Origin of the sequence: Corynebacterium lubricantis DSM 45231, from assembly GCF_000379425.1 — a bacterium.
Lineage (GTDB): Bacteria > Actinomycetota > Actinomycetes > Mycobacteriales > Mycobacteriaceae > Corynebacterium > Corynebacterium lubricantis.
The window spans coordinates 170637-189887 of sequence record NZ_KB902215.1 but is presented as its reverse complement, the minus strand read 5'-3'; the positions used below and the strand labels follow the sequence as shown (position 1 = coordinate 189887).

The 19251-nt window shown below is 57.1% G+C and carries 15 protein-coding genes and 5 tRNA genes; 8 read left to right on the top strand and 12 right to left on the bottom strand.

Features of this window, described 5'->3' with window-relative positions:
- Positions 1 to 466 precede the first annotated feature (466 nt).
- Together murA and ramA are read right to left on the bottom strand one after the other, a co-directional pair.
- The gene (murA, locus tag A37O_RS0110260) at positions 467 to 1723 is read right to left on the bottom strand and encodes a UDP-N-acetylglucosamine 1-carboxyvinyltransferase (protein ID WP_026196303.1); all 1257 of its coding nucleotides are present in this window, start codon (positions 1721 to 1723) and stop codon (positions 467 to 469) included.
- Positions 1724 to 1758: 35 nt separating this feature from the next.
- Positions 1759 to 2598: an acetate metabolism transcriptional regulator RamA gene (ramA, locus tag A37O_RS0110255; RefSeq protein WP_018297417.1), complete on the bottom strand. Its 840-nt coding sequence runs from the start codon at positions 2596 to 2598 to the stop codon at positions 1759 to 1761.
- Between the two features lie 351 nt (positions 2599 to 2949).
- Between ramA and cysK the strand changes: the two genes are divergently transcribed.
- Positions 2950 to 3885 carry a cysteine synthase A gene (gene cysK, locus A37O_RS0110250; RefSeq protein WP_018297416.1) on the top strand — a complete coding sequence of 312 codons (936 nt, stop codon included), beginning with the start codon at positions 2950 to 2952 and terminating at the stop codon, positions 3883 to 3885.
- 135 nt (positions 3886 to 4020) lie between these two features.
- Positions 4021 to 4590 carry a serine O-acetyltransferase EpsC gene (gene epsC, locus A37O_RS0110245; protein ID WP_018297415.1) on the top strand — a complete coding sequence of 190 codons (570 nt, stop codon included), beginning with the start codon at positions 4021 to 4023 and terminating at the stop codon, positions 4588 to 4590.
- 34 nt (positions 4591 to 4624) lie between these two features.
- On the opposite strand, the gene A37O_RS16250 is transcribed toward epsC, so the two are convergent.
- The 5 genes from A37O_RS16250 to A37O_RS0110220 all read right to left on the bottom strand — a co-directional run bounded on the left by A37O_RS16250 (position 4625) and on the right by A37O_RS0110220 (position 5668).
- Positions 4625 to 4924: a GNAT family N-acetyltransferase gene (locus A37O_RS16250; RefSeq protein ID WP_083912641.1), complete on the bottom strand. Its 300-nt coding sequence runs from the start codon at positions 4922 to 4924 to the stop codon at positions 4625 to 4627.
- Between the two features lie 118 nt (positions 4925 to 5042).
- A tRNA-Phe gene (locus A37O_RS0110235) sits at positions 5043 to 5115 on the bottom strand.
- Between the two features lie 21 nt (positions 5116 to 5136).
- Positions 5137 to 5210 (bottom strand) — tRNA-Asp (locus tag A37O_RS0110230).
- Between the two features lie 282 nt (positions 5211 to 5492).
- Positions 5493 to 5566, bottom strand: a tRNA-Asp gene (locus tag A37O_RS0110225).
- Between the two features lie 29 nt (positions 5567 to 5595).
- A tRNA-Glu gene (locus A37O_RS0110220) sits at positions 5596 to 5668 on the bottom strand.
- 150 nt (positions 5669 to 5818) lie between these two features.
- Here A37O_RS0110220 and A37O_RS15300 point away from each other — a divergent pair.
- A complete protein-coding gene (locus A37O_RS15300) occupies positions 5819 to 6196 on the top strand; it encodes a metal-sensitive transcriptional regulator (RefSeq protein ID WP_018297413.1) in 378 nt (125 codons plus the stop codon).
- Here A37O_RS15300 and A37O_RS0110210 read toward each other — a convergent pair.
- Positions 6177 to 7178: a bile acid:sodium symporter family protein gene (locus tag A37O_RS0110210; protein WP_018297412.1), complete on the bottom strand. Its 1002-nt coding sequence runs from the start codon at positions 7176 to 7178 to the stop codon at positions 6177 to 6179. The two genes, A37O_RS15300 and A37O_RS0110210, sit on opposite strands and share 20 nt — an antisense overlap.
- Positions 7179 to 7377: 199 nt before the next feature.
- Here A37O_RS0110210 and A37O_RS15290 point away from each other — a divergent pair, with 199 nt between their 5' ends.
- Positions 7378 to 9540, top strand: a complete 2163-nt coding sequence (locus A37O_RS15290) for a heavy metal translocating P-type ATPase (RefSeq protein ID WP_083912640.1) — start codon at positions 7378 to 7380, stop codon at positions 9538 to 9540.
- Here the strand turns inward: A37O_RS15290 and A37O_RS0110200 are convergent.
- From A37O_RS0110200 to A37O_RS0110185, 4 genes are all read right to left on the bottom strand, one after another.
- The gene (locus A37O_RS0110200; protein WP_026196302.1) at positions 9493 to 9978 is read right to left on the bottom strand and encodes a GNAT family N-acetyltransferase; all 486 of its coding nucleotides are present in this window, start codon (positions 9976 to 9978) and stop codon (positions 9493 to 9495) included. The two genes, A37O_RS15290 and A37O_RS0110200, sit on opposite strands and share 48 nt — an antisense overlap.
- 34 nt (positions 9979 to 10012) lie before the next feature.
- A complete protein-coding gene (locus A37O_RS0110195) occupies positions 10013 to 11893 on the bottom strand; it encodes a BCCT family transporter (RefSeq protein ID WP_018297408.1) in 1881 nt (626 codons plus the stop codon).
- 191 nt (positions 11894 to 12084) lie between these two features.
- Positions 12085 to 12921, bottom strand: a complete 837-nt coding sequence (locus A37O_RS0110190; protein WP_156802564.1) for a hypothetical protein — start codon at positions 12919 to 12921, stop codon at positions 12085 to 12087.
- Between the two features lie 261 nt (positions 12922 to 13182).
- Positions 13183 to 13255, bottom strand: a tRNA-Lys gene (locus A37O_RS0110185).
- 222 nt (positions 13256 to 13477) lie between these two features.
- On the opposite strand from A37O_RS0110185, the gene A37O_RS15285 reads away from it, so the two are divergent.
- The 4 genes from A37O_RS15285 to cydC are packed head-to-tail and all read left to right on the top strand — an operon-like array spanning position 13478 to position 19167.
- Positions 13478 to 15085, top strand: a complete 1608-nt coding sequence (locus A37O_RS15285; RefSeq protein ID WP_033378029.1) for a cytochrome ubiquinol oxidase subunit I — start codon at positions 13478 to 13480, stop codon at positions 15083 to 15085.
- Positions 15086 to 16090: a cytochrome d ubiquinol oxidase subunit II gene (cydB, locus tag A37O_RS0110175; RefSeq protein WP_018297405.1), complete on the top strand. Its 1005-nt coding sequence runs from the start codon at positions 15086 to 15088 to the stop codon at positions 16088 to 16090.
- A gap of 3 nt (positions 16091 to 16093) precedes the next feature.
- Positions 16094 to 17644 carry an ABC transporter ATP-binding protein/permease gene (locus A37O_RS0110170; protein WP_018297404.1) on the top strand — a complete coding sequence of 517 codons (1551 nt, stop codon included), beginning with the start codon at positions 16094 to 16096 and terminating at the stop codon, positions 17642 to 17644.
- Positions 17641 to 19167 carry a thiol reductant ABC exporter subunit CydC gene (gene cydC, locus A37O_RS0110165; RefSeq protein ID WP_018297403.1) on the top strand — a complete coding sequence of 509 codons (1527 nt, stop codon included), beginning with the start codon at positions 17641 to 17643 and terminating at the stop codon, positions 19165 to 19167. Before A37O_RS0110170 ends, cydC begins: the two co-directional genes overlap by 4 nt.
- Positions 19168 to 19251 lie beyond the last annotated feature (84 nt).

The window sequence follows — 19251 nt, the reverse complement described above, 5'->3', positions numbered from 1 at the left end:
CAATCATCTCGCACCGAAAAAACAAACACACCACCACCACGGAAGCAGCAGCATGACCGGCACACACCCACCAACACAACAACCATCCCAAAGGACAGCAACTATGCGGCAGGGAAACAACCAAGCACACAAACCAACACACAAACAAAAGTACATTGGCACACTATCGAGTTCTCACACAACACTTGCACACCCACACGCAGTTAACAAAGCGTTAACATTGTCTGAAGCAGCTTGATCAACCTTAAACACAATCTGAACGAAAGTCAAAACCATGTTCTCGGCAAACAACTTAATTTCTTAGTCCAGCGGTAGTTTTCCTGACCACCATCTCACCAGACCCTGTAGGCCTTAGCGGGGCGTTGTCGGTCTCGCTGACTCACATAAATCTACACACCCACCAACACAACAACAAATCGCCAGGTCATTGCATATAAATTGCAGACCTGGCGATGAGTTATATTCGCTATTCTTGGACCCGTTCGACGGCGGCGCCCAGTGAATTAAGTTTTTCAACGAAATGTGGGTATCCACGGTCGATGTGATGGACATCGTGGACTGTTGTCACTCCATCGGAGACGAGACCCGCCAGCACGAGTCCGGCTCCAGCGCGGATGTCTGATGCCCAGACATCGGTAGATGAAAGCTGCTCTTTGCCGTGGATGACCACATGGTGGCCATCAACATTCGCGTCGGCACCCAAGCGCAGCATCTCGTCGACGAAACGGAATCGCGACTCGAAGACATTCTCTGTAATCACGGACGTGCCGTTAGCAATGGCAGAAATACCAATAGCCATTGGTTGGAGATCGGTAGGGAAACCTGGGAAAGGCAAGGTTTGATAGTCGACCGCGCGAGGACGATGATCCATGCGGACTCGGAAACCCAGGTCATAAGTTTCCACCTCAGCTCCGGCACTCTTCAGCTTTTCCAACGCCAGGTGTAGGTAGCGCGGCTGGATACCGCCAACAACAATGTCGCCTTGGGTCACAGCTGCTGCGTAGGCCCATGTTCCCGCAACAATGCGGTCACCGACGACCGTATGGGTGGTGGGCTCAAGATGGTCAACGCCTTCAATGACCAACGTCGAAGTACCTGCACCGGAGATCTTTGCCCCCATCGAGTTGAGCATGTTGCACAAATCAATTATCTCGGGTTCGCGCGCCGCGTTATCTAGCGTGGTGCTCCCCTCAGCCATCACGGCTGCCGTCAAGATGTTCTCGGTTGCCCCGACAGATGGGAAGTCGAGTTTAATGTCTGCGCCGACGAGTTTTTCCGCCCGAGCGACCACGGCACCATGTTCAATGTGGGTGGTTGCACCCAACTTCTCTAGGCCCGACTGATGCATGTCCAATGGCCGCGAACCGATTGCGTCTCCGCCTGGAAGGGCGACGATCGCCTCGCCACACCGTGCAGTGAGCGGACCGAGTACACAGACTGACGCCCTGAATTGGCGGACTGCATCAAAGTCAGCGTGGGAAGACAGTTCTGCCGGCGTATCGATGGTGACCGTCTGCCCATCAATAGCAACGGTGCACCCAAGACCTTCGAGCACGTCTTTCATCAACGGCACGTCGAGGATCTCGGGGCAGTTATTGAGCGTTGTGGTCCCCTCCGCCAAGAGTGCAGCAGCCATCAGCTTCAGCACACTATTTTTTGCACCATCAACGCGTACGGAGCCCTGAAGTCGGGCCCCGCCTGTCACTAGAAAACGTTCCTTCACGTTTCCTACCCTACAGAATTAGAAGCGAAGAATCTTTAGGGCAGCGCGCCGATCCTGCGCGCGGCATTAACGGCCTCGTAGCGCGTATGCGCCCCGAGCTTACGCATGACGCTTCGCAGATAAGACTTGACCGTTTCGGCGCCAATTCCCATCTCTTCGGCCGCTTCAACATTGGTATGCCCCAAAGCAACGCAGGACAACACATCGAGCTCGCGAGCTGATAGCTTCGTCGACTGCTTCACTCTCACCGGCGAAACCATCTGATCACAAAGCTGCTCAAGTTCCTTACGGAGCGTTTCGTCTTCGACGCGGTTTGCCAACATACGGAGCTTGGAGTGCGTCGAACGGACTTGCTCCCACTCGGCTCCATTCATGACCCGCCCGGCTTTGGCCCCAGATTTTCCGCCCTCGGCACGTCGAAGCGCCGAATTGACGGCGAGATCCTGCTCGAGCGTTCGGGCTGTGGCCGTCACTTCCTCGATGACCTTGTCACCCAGGCGCACTGGCGAATGCACGCCGACATAGAGAACTCCCCGAATTTCACGCTGCACAATCACCGGAACGGCGACAATAGAATGCAGGCCTTCATCCTGGATTGCACGATCATGCTCGTGGGAAATCACGTTTGCACGCGTGTAATCGGAAACGCCCACCGCCCTGCGCGTTGCGACGACCCTACCGCCAACGCCAGCACCCGGATCGATAATCAAGTTCTGAAGCGCGGGGGTACGTAGGCCGATCCACTGTGTGATCTGCAACCGATTGTCGACCAGCAATGTGCCGTACATAGTCACTGGGATCCCAGTTGCCGTTTTCAACGACGTCAGTGCTGCACGAATGGCATCGTCGTCATCTTTGACCCGTTGCGAATCCATGAATTCTCCTGTCGAGTATAACCCCGAAAGAGTGTCCCGCACTGGGGGCAAGCTCAGTCGGTCTTTCGTTAACACTTACCGAGCATACCCTTAATCGGGGGGGAAGAAAAAGTCGCTATCGAATTCCTCATCTTTTCTGCTAGGGATCCGACGCGCCAGCAGGACTCCACCCCCATATTACCCCCTCACAAAACCTCGCCCTACCTGCCCTAACTTAATAGTCTATTCATCGCATACCACTCTGTCTATATCTTGTGTGTAAAGTGATCAGAAGAGTCACGGCGTTTCGCTCAGTGGCTGGATAAAACACCAATTCATACTGATATTCATCACAAAGGAGAGCACCGTCTCATGGCAAAGGTGTATGACAACATCCTTGAAACAATCGGCAATACCCCACTGGTAGAGCTGAAGGGCATCACCGAGGGTAAGGGCGCTCGCGTCCTTGCAAAGCTGGAGTTCTTCAACCCAGCAAACTCGGTAAAGGATCGTATCGGCAAGGCAATTGTTGATGCAGCTGAAGAATCCGGCCAGCTGAAGCCAGGCGGCACCATCGTCGAGGGCACTTCCGGCAACACTGGCATTGCGCTTGCGCTCGCCGGCGCAGCCCGCGGCTACAAGGTCATCCTGACCATGCCAGAAACCATGTCCAACGAGCGTCGCGTTGTCCTCCGCGCATTTGGTGCAGAGATTGTCCTGACCCCAGGTTCCGCAGGTATGCAGGGTGCAGTGGACAAGGCAAACGAGATCGTCGAGTCCACCGAGAACGCGATTCTGGCAAGCCAGTTCGAGAACGAGGCAAACCCTCGTATCCACTACAACACCACCGGCCCTGAGATCTGGAATGACACCGACGGTGAAGTTGATATCTTCGTGGCAGGCGTGGGCACAGGCGGCACCATCTCTGGTGCAGGCAAGTACCTCAAGGAGCAGAAGCCAGAGATCGTCAACGTCGCAGTTGAGCCTGCCGCTTCCCCACTGCTTTCCGAAGGCAAGGCTGGCGCTCACAAGATCCAGGGTCTTGGCGCTAACTTCATCCCTGGCACCTTCGATCGCAACCAGGTCGATGAGATCATCACCGTCTCCAACGAGGATGCTGTTGCCGTTTCCCGCGAGCTGGCCGTAAAGGACGCCATCCTCGGCGGCATCTCCTCTGGCGCAGCAGTCAAGGCCGCACTGGAGCTGGCTGATCGGGAAGAGAACAATGGCAAGACCATCGTTGTAATCGTTCCTGACTTTGGCGAGCGCTACGTCTCGACCATCCTGTACGAAGACATCCGCGACTAATTCGTTTGATCCCAGGAATTCCCACCTTTCCGGCTTTGTGCTGGTTAGGTGGGTTTTTCGCCGTCAAGCGATGCTTTGAATATAAAAACGATCCGTCAAAGGTTTAAGTGTTGTGAGCTGCTAGACTCAAGCCCCATGATTAACGTGGTGAAGATGATTCGGGAAGACTTGGCCAACGCCAAGATCCACGACCCAGCCGCTCGGGGCGATGCTGAAAACGCAATCGTTTACTCGGGCTTACATGCGATCTGGATGCATCGCTTCTGCCACAGCCTCTGGAAAAAGGGATTCAAGGGGCTTGCGCGCATTATTGCGCAATTTAATCGCTTCCTCACGGGTATTGAAATTCACCCAGGCGCGACCATCGGGCGGCGCTTCTTCATTGACCACGGCATGGGCATCGTGATTGGTGAGACGGCCGAGATCGGCGATGACGTCATGCTGTATCACGGGGTGACTCTCGGTGGGCAGGTCCTGACGCAAACCAAGCGCCATCCCACATTGGAAAATGGTGTCACGGTCGGTGCGGGAGCAAAAATTCTCGGCCCGGTGGTCGTCGGCGCGGGTTCGTCGGTGGGCGCCAATGCGGTGGTTACCAAGGACGTGCCCGAAGATAGCATCGCCATTGGAGTTCCTGCAAAGATTCGGCCACGGAAGAAGGACGAGCATAAACCGCTCGTCGATCCGGGCTTCTACGTAATTTAGTTGCCCGAAATTCTAACTACTTAATTCTTCTTGCTTAACTGTTCTCAACGCTATTCTCAACGAGGCCCTTAAAGGCCTCGTTTTTGCTTATAAAGCGTTCCACAGCACTGCATGAAGGAATTACCGTATGACCGGCCTTACGCGTGTCCTGGAGGGCTTCCAGGATGAGCGTAGTGGCCAAGCCCTGGCCTCGGTAGGCTGGGTCGACCACGGTGTGGTTAAAATCGCGCACCGTGTGCGAACGGTATTCATAAGCTGCGTATCCAGCCTCCCGGCCGTTTGCCCAAATGACATAACGGTTCTTTTCCGGCTGATGAACTACTTCAGTGCGCACTAAGCCACTCTCCTATCGTCCCTAAAAACACCTTTATTCTGTTCTTACTCCAGTATCATCCAGTTTTTAGGCGAAGAAACACGAAACCCCCTTACCGGGGGTAAGGGGGTGTGAAGTGTGGCCAGAGCCGGGATCGAACCGGCGACCCCACACTTTTCAGGCGTGTGCTCTACCGACTGAGCTATCTGGCCAGAAACGCTTTCACGTTTCAGCGACCCTGACGGGACTTGAACCCGCGACCTCCGCCGTGACAGGGCGGCGCGCTAACCAACTGCGCCACAGGGCCTTCTTCAATTGTGTGCTCTTTCCAGTGTTTCTCTAAGTGTTTGACCTAGTGTTTAACACTGTCTTTCGCACGAGTTAATACATTACACAGGAGTGCCGAATAACAACAAATCAGCAGGCAGGTAGCACTTTTTCAGCTGAAGAGAATCCTCCACCGTGACTGAGGGGGCCCGGAGTTGGCGCACCCACCCAGCCCGACTTCAACCACCACAGGATTGCCATAGAAAAAACACCGGAACATGCTGCTCAATGCAGTACGTTCCGGTGTATTGGTAAATAAACGCGACCCTGACGGGACTTGAACCCGCGACCTCCGCCGTGACAGGGCGGCGCGCTAACCAACTGCGCCACAGGGCCTTCTTTATTTGTTAGAGATGAAATCTCCGTACTCCCAACGGGATTCGAACCCGTGTTGCCGCCGTGAAAGGGCGGAGTCCTAGGCCTCTAGACGATGGGAGCTAGAACATCGTTTCACGCTGTAGTCAGCGTTTCTCGACTCCGTTAAAGTTATACGACCCGACCATAGTTATGCAAAACGTATGGTCAAACAGACTTTCTTCTACAGATCGCTTACTGTACATATACCCCATGAGGGCATATCATTGACATATGTCTGAAACCAACACAACAACATTAGCCCCTTCCGAGCCCACTGCAGCAGCTGCGGCAGTTGAATTAGAAGCGTCCAGTGGAGAAGCATGTCACGCCGATCATGGCTACAGTGCTGAGCGCGCGAAGTACCTCGCCCGCGTGAAACGCATTCAAGGCCAGGTAGGCGGTATTCACCGCATGATAGACGAAGACCAGTATTGCATTGACATCTTGACTCAGATTTCCGCAATTACCTCTGCGCTAGAAAACGTTGGCCTCGCCCTCCTCGAGGACCACCTTAACCACTGCGTGACGGGGGCCGTCGAAGAAGGTGGAGACGTAGCCGACGAGAAGATCGCGGAAGCGATGACCGCCATTAAGCGGATGGTGAAGTAACTTTCTCTACCTTTTCCGCCCGCTCATTACGGTCAACTGGAATTCGCCGCATCACGGCAGCGTAGACCGCGCCGGTGATGTTATGCAGCACGGCCGCCACCGCACCGGGCAGCGCAGCCTCAGGGGAGAAGAATTTTAGGGACATACCCGACGCCAGGCCCGCGGACTGAGTACCGATCTCAATAGCCATCGTGCGCGATTGCGCTTCCGGCATCTTGAACAACCTGCCAGTGAAATAGCCCAGGATATAACCGCACACGTTATGCAGCAGGACGGCGACGAAGACAATCATGCCCACCTGTGCGAGACGCTCCACATTTCCGGCAACGGTTGGGAACACCACTCCACCGATACCAAGGATCGAGATCCACGGCAGCAGCGGCGAAATCTTTGCCACAAAAGAGTCGAAGAAGTAGCGAATAACCAAGCCACCGATCACTGGCAGCAGGACGGTTTGCGCCAAAGTGATGGCCATTCCCTGTGCGTCAACGTCAGTCCTTTCGCCGGCGAGCCAGAGCATGAGCAGTGGCGTCATAATCGGCGATACCAAGGTCGAAACGGATGTCATCGCCACGGAAAGCGCGACATCGCCCTTCGCCAGGTAGGCAATCACATTCGAGGAGGTGCCTCCAGGAACCGATCCCAGCATCAGCAGACCGATGCTGAGCTCAGGACTCAGGTTCAGCAACCTGGCAACGGCAACTGCCAGCAGCGGCATGATGACAAATTGGGCGACCACACCGATCAGAACCGGCAGCGGGCGCTTCGCAATCACTTTAAAGTCCGGAATGGTGAGCGTCAGCCCCATGCCAAACATGATGATCATCAAGAAGAGTGTGATGTAGTCCCCGAGAGGCAAGAAGGGGTCTGGAAAGAAGAAGGCAATCACCGTTCCCGCAAGAATGAAAAGCGGAAAGGCAGTGACGGCCAGCGCAGCTGAGCGATCCTCTTTTTCGCGTGCTGCGTCGGAAGTAATAGACATAAAGGTGTCTCCATGAAAAACTGCAAACAATAGGCCAATGCGCGGTGAGCCTAATGTTGGGGATACCGCTTTCAAATCGCCAGGGTGAGGCGACTCCGACACTATAGATCACGACATATGCTTCACGACGAATACCTGAACGCATCAACTTTGAAACTACCTATTGACATATACCCCCGTGGGGTATATTCTCGAGGTTATGAAGAACTCGGAGCACCAAGGACATAGCCAAGGTCATACTCAAGGACATGCTGCAGAGCATGTAGCAAATACGCACAGCCACGATCATCACGAGCATATGGACCACAGCACGATGGATCATAGCGGCCACGAGAGTCACGAGGGTCATATGGGACACGAGGGCCACGGAGGCCATGCCGGCCACGTCGCCATGTACCGTCGCCTCTTCTGGATCATGCTGGTCATCGCCCTTCCTGTCGTGATCTTCAACGACATGTTCGCCGACATCATCGGGTACACGCTCCCCGCCGGCGAGTGGGTCCGTTGGGTTTCTCCTATTCTGGGCACCGTCATGTACGTCTGGGGTGGAGGCCCATTCCTAACAGGTGCATGGGATGAATTTAAGCAGCGCTCCCCCGGCATGATGATGCTGGTGGCGCTCGCCATTACCGTTGCGTTCTTTGCCTCCTGGGCGGCCACCTTGGGCCTTGTCTCCCACGAGCTGAACTTCTGGTGGGAAATGGCGCTGTTGATCGTCATTATGTTGCTGGGCCACTGGATTGAGATGCGCTCGCTCGCTCAAACCTCCTCCGCGCTTGAGAGCTTGGCTGAGCTGCTGCCTGATACCGCTGAAAAGCTCGACGCTTCGGGTGAAATCGTCTCGGTGTCACCAAATGATCTCGCGGTCGGCGATATCGTCCTCGTCCGTCCCGGCGCGACCGTGCCGGCTGACGGCGAGATCGTCAATGGTGAAGCTCACTTAGACGAATCTATGGTCACCGGTGAGTCCCGCGCAGTGCGCCGCAGCGAGGGCGACAACGTCGTCGCAGGTACGGTCTCGACGGACTCCGCGCTGCAGGTCAAAATCACCGCAGTTGGCGACGACACCACGTTGGCCGGTATCCGCCAGCTGGTCAGTGATGCGCAGAATTCGTCGTCACGCGCTCAACGCATCGCAGATAAAGCCTCCGGCTGGCTGTTTTGGTACGCCGTTACTGCAGCAATCATCACGGCGATCGTCTGGACCACCCTGGGCTACCCCGAGTCCGCCGTCGTGCGCACGATTACGGTGCTGGTCATTGCTTGTCCTCACGCTCTCGGCCTGGCCATCCCACTGGTCGTCTCCATCGCAACCGAGCGCGCTGCTCGTGGCGGTGTCCTGATCAAGGATCGCCTCGCCCTGGAGAATATGCGCAACGTTGATACGGTTCTGTTCGACAAGACCGGCACCCTGACCGAGGGCTCCCCTGAGGTCACCGCGATTGTTCCTGCCAACAACGAGTACACCGAGGATCAGATCCTGCAGCTGGCCGCTAGCGCCGAGTCCGCATCCGAGCACCCACTGGCTACAGCGATCGTTCGCAGCGCCGAGGCCCGGGGTCTGACGCAGTCGACGGCGACAGACTTCAGTTCCTCACCGGCGGTAGGCGTTCGCGCGCTTATCGACGACCATGTGGTCCAGGTCGGCGGCCCGTACCTGCTGGAGCAGGAAGGGGCGACGGAACTGCCCGAGGTAGAACAGTGGCGCGATGAAGGTGCGATTATCTTGCACGTGCTTGTCGATGGACAGGTAATCGGCGCGCTCCGGTTGGCAGACGCCATTCGCCCAGAGTCCCGTGAAGCCGTCGACGCGCTGCACAAGCTGGGTGTACAGGTGGTCATGATCACCGGCGATGCCGAGGCTGTGGCAAACTCCGTAGCAACGGAGCTGGGCATCGACCGTGTCTTCGCCGGAGTACGTCCCGAAGACAAGTCCGCGAAGGTTGCTGAGCTGCAACAAGAAGGTCGCAAGGTGGCCATGGTCGGCGACGGTGTCAACGACGCACCGGCGCTGGCGAAGGCCGATGTGGGTATTGCAATCGGTGCAGGCACCGATGTGGCAGTGGCATCAGCTGGCGTGGTCCTGGCGTCCTCCGATCCACGCTCTGTGGTCTCAGTCATCGAGCTCTCGAATGCTACTTACCGCAAGATGGTGCAAAACCTGTGGTGGGCAGCGGGCTACAACATCATCTCGGTACCGCTGGCAGCAGGCGTTCTGGCCCCAATCGGATTTATCTTGCCGATGAGCGTGGGCGCCATCTTGATGTCGTTGTCCACGGTTGTGGTGGCGATCAACGCACAGACGCTGCGCCGACTAGATCTCTCCCCCGAGGCCAGCACGGCCCGCGTACTCGAGAAGTAAAGCTCGATCCCCCGTCGCGGGGCGGATCACCGGAAATCCGTGGCGTTCGTAGAAACGGTGCGCATCGTGATCCGCTTCGTCGACGGGGGTCTGCAGGTCCTCGACCCCGCGAGCACGAGCCTCACTCAAAATCATGTCAAAGACCTGCCCGCCGATGCCTTTGCTGCGGCGCCCGGGAACGGTATACAACTCGTCGAGAAGCGCTGCTTGACCGGCGGTCCACAGCGAGGGACGCAGGGTGACAAACCCGAAGGAAACGATGGGGTCTCCGGCAACTACACAGAACGCGGAGTCCCCTGCGAGCGCGCGCGAGATCCGCTCGGCAAGGACAGCGGCGGCCGGCGTTGGTTCGTCGAACTCAGCGTTGAAGGCCCGTAATAATACGGCGAGTTCCTCGCCGTCGTCTGGTTTAGCTAAACGAATAGTGGCATCCTCCATGGATGCCACTATAATTGTTTGGCTTGCGTGAGCTCTAGCGCGAGTCGTCGTCTTTGTGTTCCGTGTACCACTCGGTAAGGGCTTCGTCCTCGGAATCGAACTTGGCGCCGGCGCCTTCCTCTGAAGCAACACGATCGGTGCCGAATACGAAATCGTCGCCGTGTTCGTCGATACCGCGTTTCACACCCTGGCGGATGGCTTCAAGCCCGTACTTGCGCCTGATGATCAGCGGGTCGTTGCGTAGATCGTGCGCCCAGGACCAGCCCATCCCCCAGATGATCACAACGAAGAAGATCGATGACGCCACCATGATCGACTGCAGACCCGACAGCGCGTTTTGCCCACCGGCCAAAAGCAGCGCCATGGCGATCAGTCCCAAGGCGGCACCCCAAATGATGGTCACGCTGCGCGAAGGAACCGGGCGACCATTCTGCGACATCGAGCCCAACACGTTAGTGGTCGAATCGCCAGCGGTGACAAAGAAGATGGCAATCGCGATCAAGGTAACTACTTGCATAAATGGTCCAAGGGGTAGGTTGCCGAAGAGATCAAACATCACGTTCTCTCCCGACTCTTTGATCTCCAGCTCGAGTCCGTTAAGGACCTGCCAGATCGACGTGCCACCGAAGATGATAAACCACAGCGCGGTAATCGAGGCCGGAGCAAACACCGTCACCGTCACGTACTGGCGCAGGGTGCGACCCTTAGAGATTTTCGCAAAGAACATCCCGACGAAGGGCGACCAGGAAATCCACCAGGCCCAAAACAGCATGGTCCACGCGGTGACGAACTCCGCTTCTACCGCGCCCTGACTTGGGGCGACGGCAAAGAACTCGGGCACGTGGCTGACAAAAGTCATCAGCGTCGATGGAATGAGATCGAGCAGGAAGACGGTCGGGCCGAGGATGAATACGAAGCCGGCCATGGCCACCACCAGCGCCATGTTCACGTTGGAGAGAATGCGCACGCCTTTCTTCACCCCGGTAACAGCGGAGAAGGTAAACAAGACGGTGAGAATAGCAATGATGGCCACGACTATGCCGTTGCCCGAGAGATCATTGCCGGTGACGATTGAGGTGCCCGTTTGAATCTGTAGTGCCCCGATACCCAGCGAGGTAGCGGTGCCAAACAGGGTCACCAGCACGGCAAAAATGTCGATGATCTTGCCCACTGGGTGGTTCGGTGCATCCGGGAAGACCGGCTCGAATACGCCGGAGATCAGGGGTAGGCGCCCTCGTCGATAAGCGGAATAGGCGATCGCGCCGCCGACGAAGGAGTAGAGCACCCACGGGAAAGATCCCTGATGCAAGATGCCCGTCGCGATACCAGGTTCTGCTGCAGCGCGGGTGCCACTGGCGATGTCCTCGCCGTCAAAAGCCGGCGGCAGGTTATTGAAGTGAGTTAACGGCTCCATCGGGCCGTAGAAAATGAGACCGATGCCCAGGCCTGCCGCAAACAACATGGAAATCCACGTCAGTGTAGAAAATTCGGGGCCCGAATCGTCAGAGCCCAAGCGAATATTTCCTGTCGGGCCATAGCCGACGACGAGCATGAAAATGGTCGCACCGAGCACAGTGAGCGTAAACGCCCAGCCGAGGTTCTGGACGACCCACGACTGCGCGGCTACGCCGAACGCGTTGATGGAATCGGGGGAAATGAAGGCCCATGCGACAACCGCCAAGCTCACCGTAAGCGCGACGAGGAACACGACGCGATTGGTGGGGTGGCTACGGTCAGTCTCTTCGACGCTGATGCCAGGCACAAGAGCCGGGTGGATGGAGCGCTCACCCGTGACGGCTTTACGCATGCGCTCGAGCTGCGGTCGCGGATATATGCGGTTATGTCGACGCAGTACGATCGTTTCGTCTTCCGGCGCTTGGCGCGGCGGCTGTTTTGGGTTCGTGTTCTCGCCCATCTGGGAGAACCTTCCTGTTTCGGGAATACTAATCTTTGACAGGAAGAAATAATGCTTTGCGCATGTATGAAGGGCAAATAATTTACGACGATTTCCCGCCCCTCGAACGCTTTCAGACGCTCAGCTCATGTGTATTGGCCTGCACGTAATTCGGAAATATTACATTCCGATAACATTCGTTGGGTTTATGGTTACCGCGGAGCGATCAAGCCGCGCGGAGGCTGAAAAGTAATGATGTCTTCGCCGGAAGAAATGTTCGACTTTCGTTTCACGGCCCACCCCTGCGCATGGGCCTTTGCAGCCAAGGCAAATGCCGTTTGCATCGATTCGTTGGACACTTCCGCCGAATCCAAAACCAGCATCCCATCGGCCTCGGTACCTTCGGCCAACATCTTTGTGTAATCCGTTCCCCACGTCACACGGGACAAGGCTTGAATTACGTTGGCGGGACGTTCACCGGGCAGTGGAGCCATAAGGTTGCATGTCATAGATTCACCTTTAGTTCTGACATCCACAATCCATCCTGCATTTTGCAAAGCCTTCAAGGCTTTTTCTAAGTATTCAACTTCGGAACTATGAAACACAGGCAGGGAAAACTGCAGGACTCGGGAATCAATTTCGCGAATATCTTCCCATAAGTGCGTGGCACCAGCCGGCAAAACCTGATGCACCCACTCGAGGAGGCCGCCTTCTTCTTCCCCAGTTACGTCGCCATCACCGAGTCGCAGATACAGGACAACAAGCCCTTCGCTGCGGCCAAAATTCGCGCGCTGGATGGCGTACCCCACTGACTCCAAAGTGGAGCAATCTTCTAAAAACGCCTGGTATTCCGACTCCGTATAGCTGCCTTCGCATTCAGCGGGGAAGATCACTACGGTTGTGCCGTTTCCTTGCCCAACACCAAATTGGTACCAAAGTGGGGATTCCGGCGGATTTAATTCATCATAAATCGCCCGGATTTCGTCATCCAGCACCAGCTGACACTTGTTCTGGAAAGGTATCCCTTTACTTGACACCTTATTTGTCATGCTTTCCCTTCCCCCTTGACCTTCACTGGACTGACATTTACCGCAAGGGGCACCCTGATTTGGCCCTCAGTTAAATAAACAAGTTTTGTGAGCAATACCAAATGTATTAGTTTCATCATATGTTTAAAATAGATAAATGGTCACATGACTCGAACTAAATCCATGATAACAATCACACCCTTCATCGCCGCAAATCTCGCAACTACTAAATGCAGAAGCCTCGAAATGTCTAATACTAGCGACATTTCGAGGCTTGTGTTGTGGGCCCTGCGGGGATCGAACCCGCGACCTGCGGATTAAAAGTCCGTAGCTCTACCAACTGAGCTAAAGGCCCGTCGGAAATATCCTAGCGCCTCGCTTTCTAGAGAAGAAATCGGACCCATTTTCCATGGTTGACCCCTTTATAGGTCAACCTTCACAAATGGGAACTATTGGCAAAGAATTCACGACAGACGATTACAAGGGAAATATATTCTTCCCGTGAATTGATGCTGATGGAAGCCGTTCGCAACATTGCGGTGGCTCAGCGCACACTGACCGTCTTGGAGAAAAGTTCATGGAACTTGACCTAGTTGATATATCTCGCTGGCAGTTCGGGATTACAACTGTCTACCACTACATATTTGTCCCCTTGACCATGGGACTTGCCCCCATGGTGGCCATCATGCAAACAATGTGGCACCGCACCAATGATGAAGCCTGGTACCGCGCGACCAGATTCTTCGGCAACCTCTTCCTCATCAACTTCGCCATGGGCGTTGTCACCGGCATCGTGCAGGAGTTCCAATTCGGATTGAACTGGTCCGAGTACTCCAGCTTCGTCGGCGATGTCTTCGGTGCCCCGCTCGCTTTTGAGGGACTCGCAGCTTTCTTCTTCGAGTCAATCTTCCTTGGCGTCTGGATCTTCGGTTGGGGGCGAGTCCCCAAATGGGCACACTTAGCATCGATTTGGACTGTCGCCATCGCCGTCAACGTCTCTGCCTACTTCATCATCGTGGCGAACTCGTTCATGCAGCATCCCGTGGGAGCCGTGTATAACCCCGACAACGACCGAGCAGAGTTAGTAGATATTTGGGCGTTATTGACCAATCCGACTGCCCTTCAGGCAACTCCTCACGCCATCTTCGCGGCCTGGATGCTCGCGGGCACCTTTGTCTGCGGCATCGCCGGATGGTGGATGGTGAAAGAAAAACGCAAAGGTGACCCCGAGGGGACAGCGCACACCATCTGGCGCAAACTGACCCGCTTCGGTGCCTGGGTCATCCTAATTGCCACCGTGGGCGTTTCGCTCACTGGTGACCTTCTAGCCAAGCTCATGTTCCAGCAGCAACCAATGAAGATGGCATCTGCCGAGGCACTGTGTCACACCGAAATGGATCCGTACTTCTCTGTGCTGTCCGTGTCCACAATGAATAACTGCGACACCGCGGTGCACCTGCTCGACGTCCCCTTCGTCTTGTCCTACCTCGCGGAAGGAAAGTTCACTGGTGTTGAATTGCAGGGCGCGCTCGAGCTTAATGCGCAATACCAGGACCTGTATGGGCCAGGAAACTACATTCCCAACCTCTTCGTCACCTACTGGTCTTTCCGCCTCATGATTGGGTTCATGGTCGTGCCCATCATCATGGCACTTGTCGCGCTATGGAAAACGCGGAAGAACCGCGTACCAGCAGCGCGCTGGATCCAGATCGCGTGCCTAGTAGCACTGCCCGCCCCATGGATTTCTAACTTCTCCGGCTGGATCTTTACCGAAATGGGTCGCCAACCGTGGGTTGTGCACCCCAATCCAGAATTCCAGGGCGCCAACTCCCCAGGCGGCGAACAAAACATCCACATGATCGTCGATTACGGCGTCTCCGACCACGAACCGTGGCAGGTACTGCTCAGTCTGTCCACCTTCACGCTGCTCTACGGTGTCCTGGCCATCGTATGGTTCTGGCTCATGCGCAAGTACGTGCGCTACGGGCTGGACCAGCCGGGCATCCGCAAGGGAGATGCCGACCACATCGCTGAGGTGACTTACGGTCCGGGCGACGATTCGGATCTGACTCCGTTGACGTTTAGCGATGACTCCCCGGGCGCTGAATCCGGTGGCAGTCAATCGTCGCAAAGCGGCTCAACAGCTCTGAAAACCGAAGCGAGCGATAATGAGGGTGAGAAGTAGATGGATCTGAACACCTTATGGTTTTTCGCTATTGCATTCTTCTTCATCGGCTACTTCGTCCTTGAAGGTTTCGACTTCGGTGTAGGCATGTTGCTGCCCTTTGTTGGTGGCAAAGACAAGGAGGAAAACGATCTGCGTCGTACGGCGCAAATGACCACCATCGGGCCGGTGTGGGACGGCAACGAAGTCTGGTTGATTGTCGGCGCCGGCGCCATCTTCGCGGCCTTCCCGGAGTGGTACTCCACGCTTTTCTCGGGGTTCTATCTCCCACTGCTGCTGCTCTTGGTGTCGCTGATTATTCGTGGCGTGTCCATCGAATGGCGCTCCAAGGTGAATACATATCAGTGGCGAAAGCGCTGCGATATCGGCACCATGATTGGTTCCTACGTCCCTGCTTTCTTATGGGGCGTGATTTTTACCAACATTGTGGTCGGTGTTCCGATCAATGAGGCCGGCCGCATCAATTCATTCACGGACGGCTTTATTGGACTGTTCACTCCATTGCCTCTGCTAGGCGGACTCGCATTTGTTTTGCTGTTCATGCTGCACGGCGCCATGTTTATTGGGTACAAAGCAGAAGATCCGCTGCGCAGCCGGATGCACGGGCTGGCGAAAAAGGCACTCGTGGCCCCGACCGTGGTGGTCGCAGCTGTCTATATTGTTTGGCTGCAATTGAGCGTCGGCGCTGATTGGACTTGGATCGTCTTGGGGCTCACCGTCCTGACTTTGCTGGCCGCCATTGTCGCTCTCTACCGTGCCCATGATGGCTGGGCTTTTGCCTTCACCGCGCTGACCGTCGTCGGTGTGGGAGTCATGCTCTTTGGTTCGCTCTTCCCTGACGTCATGCCGTCGACAAGCCAATTCGCTGGCTGGGATATCTACAACGCGTCGTCGAGCCCGTACACCCTGAAGGTGATGAGCTGGGGAGCCTTGATCTTCGTGCCCGTTATCTTGGTGGGGCAGGGCTGGGCGTACTGGTCATTTAGGAAACGGGTGAAGGTCTAAGTCGTGGCAAGCCCGGTTGATTCCCGACTCATTCGTGTAGCTCCCCCGGTGCGCAGACTTATCGTGCGCACTGGGCTCACCCAAGCCCTGACTACCGTGCTAGTGGTCGCCCGTGGGGTCCTCCTCGGCATCATTGTTGCTTCCGCGATTGAGGGACGCGAGGCGAACTACCCCGCTCTCTTCCTCGCCTTGTTGTTCGTGGTTGCAGCACACGGGGCGGTCGCCTGGTTGGCGAAGCGTGCTTCGCATCTTGCCGTCGGCGAAACTGTAGATACGCTGCGCGAGCAAGGACTGCGCGCACTCGCCCGGCGCGACCCCCGCGAGGTGCAGTCCAACGCGGCATCGTGGCGCCATATCCTCACTCGCGGGCTCGAGGACTTTCGCCCCTACCTGTCCGAGTTCCTCCCGTCGCTGATCGCGTTGGCCATTGCCACACCCACCGTGTTAATTGTGATCTTTGTCTTCGATTGGATCTCCGGGCTATTCGCTTTAGTCACTTTGCCGCTCATCCCAGCGTTCATGATCCTGATTGGCAAGCTCACAGCAACCCATACCGAACGCCGCCTGAAGGTAACTGCAGGACTCGGGGACCAACTCGCCGACTTGCTCTCCGGTGCGCCAACACTGCGCGCGCTGCATGCCACGCAACGCCCAGCCCGACAGATCCGCGAGACCGGCAAGCGTCATGAGAAGGCCACCATGGGTGTGCTGCGGCTGGCCTTCCTCTCCTCGTTTGCCCTCGAGTTTTTGGCCACTCTTTCCGTCGCACTCGTAGCAGTGAGCATCGGGCTGCGGCTGGTCTACGGCGAGATGAGCCTGCTTGCTGGGTTGGTCGTGCTGATTATTGTCCCCGAGGTGTTCAATCCCGTGCGCCAGGTGGGCACGAATTATCACTCCGCCGTCGACGGGCTCGAGGCCGCCGATCAACTCCTCACACTTATCGACGCCAAGCCGAGTGCCACCGGAACCTATCTCACCCACGGAGTGCCAGGTGTGCGCGCCGAAGGCCTCTCCGTCAGTGGTCGCGACGGGATACGCCCAGAGCATCTCTCCTTCGATGCGCTTCCCGGCCGCATCACTGTGCTGGCCGGTCCGAACGGCTCCGGCAAATCGACGGTGTTCCTCGCAGCGCTCGGCTTGCTTCCCGACGACAAGGTCACCGGCTCCATTTCCGTGACCGGGCACGTCGCCTATTTGCCCGCGCGCCCCGCAACCGTCCCCGGCGACGTCGAGGACAATCTCACGCTGATAGGCACCGCCACCACTAGTGACTCCCGCGAGGCAGTAGGACTCGACATTCCCCTAGATCAACAAGTCGGCCCGTCCGGTGAGGGGATCTCGGCCGGGCAGCTCCAGCGCGTCGGGCTGTCGCGCACGCTCGCCAGTTCGGCACAGGTTTTGCTTCTCGACGAGCCCACCGCCCACCTGTCCCCCGAATTGGCACGCACAGCCTTGGAAGCACTCCGCGCCCAAGCACGCAGCGGCAAGACCGTCGTGGTCGCCTCCCACGACGAACGCCTCTACGCAGAGGCCGACGAGGTGATCTGGCTATGAGCGATCTTCGTTTCCTGCTCCGCCTCGCAGGTGTGCGTCGTCGCGATATTGTCTGGGCGGCCCTCGCCGGTTCCATCACGCTGCTCTCTGCACTCACGTTGACGGTGCTGTCGGGCTGGTTGATTACTAGGGCCTGGGAGATGCCTCCCGTGCTCCACCTCTCCGTGGCAATCACTGCTGTGCGCGCCCTCGGTATCTCGCGGGCTGTATTCCGGTACCTCGATCGGCTGGTATCGCACAAGCTGGGGCTCAGCGCCCTGACCACGCTGCGGGCGAAGATCTACGACGCGCTGGCGTCGTCGTCAAGCGGAACGACCCGCGGCGAAGGACACGTGCGTCTTGTCAACGACACCGAGCGCATCACCGACCTCGTCGTGCGCACCGTCGTTCCCATAGGTGTTGCTGTCGTGCTTTCGCTCGCCGCGCTGGTGTTCACCGTGTGGCTCAGCCCGCTGGCCGCTGTAGTGATGGCGGTGGCGTTTGCAGTGACTGGGCTGCTGATTCCTGCCATCGCTGTCCGAGTCTCGCGCGGGTCGCACAATGTGGAGGCGAGCGACGAGTTCCATGTTCGACTCGATGCGGTGCTTGAACATCGCGCTGAGTACTTCGCCGCGGGAAAAGCGGAGGAGCAACTGACTTCGGCCCTAGCCGCCTCGAGGCGTTCGACCGCTGAATCAGTCGCCGCGCAACGCCCGCTTGCTCTGTCCGAAGGGATTCAAGCCTGGGCGACTGGGCTGGCGGCGCTGCTGGTCACGCTGGTTGGCGTGACCTCATATACGGGCGAGCCGGTCTGGCTGGGCATGCTTGTGATGATCCCGCTGGCAGCTTTCGAGGCCCATGGCCCTCTCGCGGAGGCAGCCGTGCACGCTGAGGAAGCCAAGATTTCGGCGGCTCGGTTGCGTCGGCTCGTAGAAGCTCCCGCTGCGCCTGAACCCGCGCGCGAGGATACTGCGACGGTTTCTGCGCGGGATTTGCACACTGCGTGGGGCGCTACCGCGTGGGACTTTGACCTCGCTGCGGGTGAGCGCATGCTCGTCCGTGGGCCATCTGGCTGTGGCAAAACGACGATGCTCCAAACTGTGGCGGGATTGCTTCCGGAAGCTTCCGGTTCCGTGACGAAGCCTTTCGGCGCACGGTTCTTCGCCGAAGACGCGTGGCTATTTTCCACCTCGGTGCGCGAAAATATCCGGGTTGCCGCACCCCAGGCATCAGATGCACTCATGGAAGAGACGCTTCGCGCCGTCTGCTTCGAGTTCGACCTGGACTTTGTCCTCGCGGATGGCACCGAATCGCTCTCAGCTGGTCAGCGCCGCCGCCTATTATTAGCCCGCGCGCTGTGCAGTGAAGCCGATGTTTTGCTTCTCGACGAGCCCACCGCCCACCTTGACCCCGCCTCGGCTGACTCGCTGTTGCAGATGCTTCTGCACGAGGAACTGCCCGGGGCAAAACCCCAGCGCACGGTAATAGTGGTGGCTCACACTGATGGGCCGGTTGGCGTGGAGATAAGTTCCTCTAGGGTTTAACATCGACGGATCATGAGTTTTTCGGCCCAGATTAGGGTTCAGAACCCAAATCCGTCGATCGTGCCCAATTAGAAAGACCGGCCG